At 43.2% G+C, this 2249-nt stretch carries 1 protein-coding gene; it reads right to left on the bottom strand.

Annotated elements, in window-relative coordinates:
• Positions 1-118: 118 nt before the first annotated feature.
• Positions 119-2249 (bottom strand): DUF7507 domain-containing protein (locus OQ268_RS17750; protein WP_265858151.1); only part of this gene is annotated, 2131 nt, incomplete at its 5' end.

The raw sequence follows: 2249 nt of genomic DNA, 5'->3' as shown, positions 1-2249 counted from the left end.
CGCTAAACTGCGTTGCGCCAATAGCATCACCAAAGAAATCATCAAAATTATAACTCTCTTCATCGTCTTAATATCTTAAAGGGAAATTGGCTAAGGCCAATTTCCCTAAGCCACATATTTAGTTTTTAAATGCCCTAATTAACGTGATGTAACCTTTAAACACTTCTACTTCATCGCTCCCTGCCCTTTTCACTCGCAATAAGTAATAATAGGTACCTTCATTTAGGCCTTCGCCCGACCAGTTGTTTTGGTAACCTTTGGCATGAAACACCTTATTACCCCATCTGTTAACAATTTGTAACTCGTTAGATTGATATTGATTTAATCCTCTAATCTCGAACACATCGTTGATACCATCGCCATTTGGCGTAAACAGATTTGGAACCACAATACCTTTGAAGTTCGCGGTAAGCGTAACGGATGCAACATTGGTATAATAACCATTTGCATCTTTAACCCTGTACGTGAAGATATCCTCTCCGGTAAAGCCAGGATTAGGCTTATAGGTAATGGTACCATCGGCATTTACGGTAACCGTACCATTTCTTGGTTGCGATACGATTTCAACTGTAAGCTTATCTAAAGTTGAATTACCAGGATCATCGTTTCCTAACACATTGATCGTTAATGGTGTATTTGCTACTGTACCGCCAATATCATCGATGGCTCTTGGCGATTTAGGGAAACTGGTTACGGTAGCCGTATTGTTTCCTTCTAAGGTACCAGATACATCGCTTACGTTAGTGCCGGCAAGTGTTTTGGCATTTACAGTTGCTGTGTTTGTTACAGTTCCGAGGTCTTTGTCTGCCTGTGTTAAGGTGTAAATTTCTGAAACCTCAATACTTGCACCCGGAGCCAAACCGCCAGCAACATTAATTACTTTGTTATTGATTCCTAACTTGGCATCTGTTAACGTTACGTTATTCACGGTAAGTGCGCCAGTGTTCTTAACAGTAAACGTATAAGTAATTTTGTTACCGCTAAAAGCTGCAGTTTTAATTAATGCCACACTAGCATTAGCAGAAACAACCGTAACTGTTGGCGTATCGTTATTTTCTGCAGTACCAGAAACGTCCGTAATGGAAACATTTGCTGGCGTTTGACCAGTAATGATAGCCGTATTGGTTACACTTCCTGCATCTTTATCCACTTGTGAGAGCTGATATACATAGCTATCGGTTACTGTAGCGCCAGGAGCAAGTGTTCCTGGGATTACCCTGTTTAAACCAAGTTTAGCATCTACTAACGTGATGATATGCAAGGTTACATTTCCGGTATTTTTTACCCTGAAATTGTAGGTAATGCTATTTCCATCGGCACTCAACACCCCAGATTTTACCAGATTAATGGTAGACGCTGGTGAGATGATGGTTACGGTTGGATCATCAATTGCAGGCGTTGACGGGTCATCTGATTTGTCTTTGATAACTGGACTTCCTGACGGAGCGGTAGCAGATACGCTTGCCTGGTTACTGAACGAGCCATTATTAACCTCAGTTAACGTTATGGTATGTTTAGCCGTTATGGTTACTGAAGCGCCAGGTGCCAAGTTAGCCACTGTTGCCGGAAGAATGGAACCAGCATCGGCACCTGGATCTTTAACGATGACATCAGTTAAATTGACATTTCCGTTATTGGTTACCAGGATGCGATAGTCGATTACATCGCCCGCTTTACTAACTGTGTTAGTGGCGACTTTCGTGAGGCTCATAGATGGCGCAGGAACCAAGTTCACTCCAACATTGACGGTCACTAATGTACTTCCACCCTTACCATCACTCACCCTTACAGTGAAGCTATCGGCTCCGCTAAAGTTGTTGTTAGGTGTGTAGGTAAATGTTCCATCTGGATTTAATACCACTGTACCATTTGCTGGTGGTGTGGCGATGGTATAACTCAGCAGATCTCCGTCTACATCCGTGGCGGTAATAACTCCACTAACAGGCGAATTTTGATTGGTAACAACGTTGACTGGCGTCGTAGCTACTGGTGCATCATTAACTGGTGTTACCGTTACGTTAATGGTTACCGTTGTGCTTCCACCTTTGCCATCGCTCACGGTTACCACAAAACTGTCGGTTCCGTTGAAATTAGCCTTTGGTGTATAAGTGTAAGTTCCATCTGCATTCAATACCACGGTTCCGTTTGCTGGTGGCGTAGTGGTAGCGAAAGTTAAAGGATCGCCGTCTGCATCACTTGCTGTAATGCTTCCGCTCACCGCAACATCTTCAGGCGTTGTTACCGCTGGC

The organism is Pedobacter sandarakinus, from assembly GCF_026240095.1.
Lineage (GTDB): Bacteria > Bacteroidota > Bacteroidia > Sphingobacteriales > Sphingobacteriaceae > Pedobacter > Pedobacter sandarakinus.
Note: the sequence above shows the minus strand (reverse complement) of the source record. Positions and strands in the feature narration are given on the sequence as shown.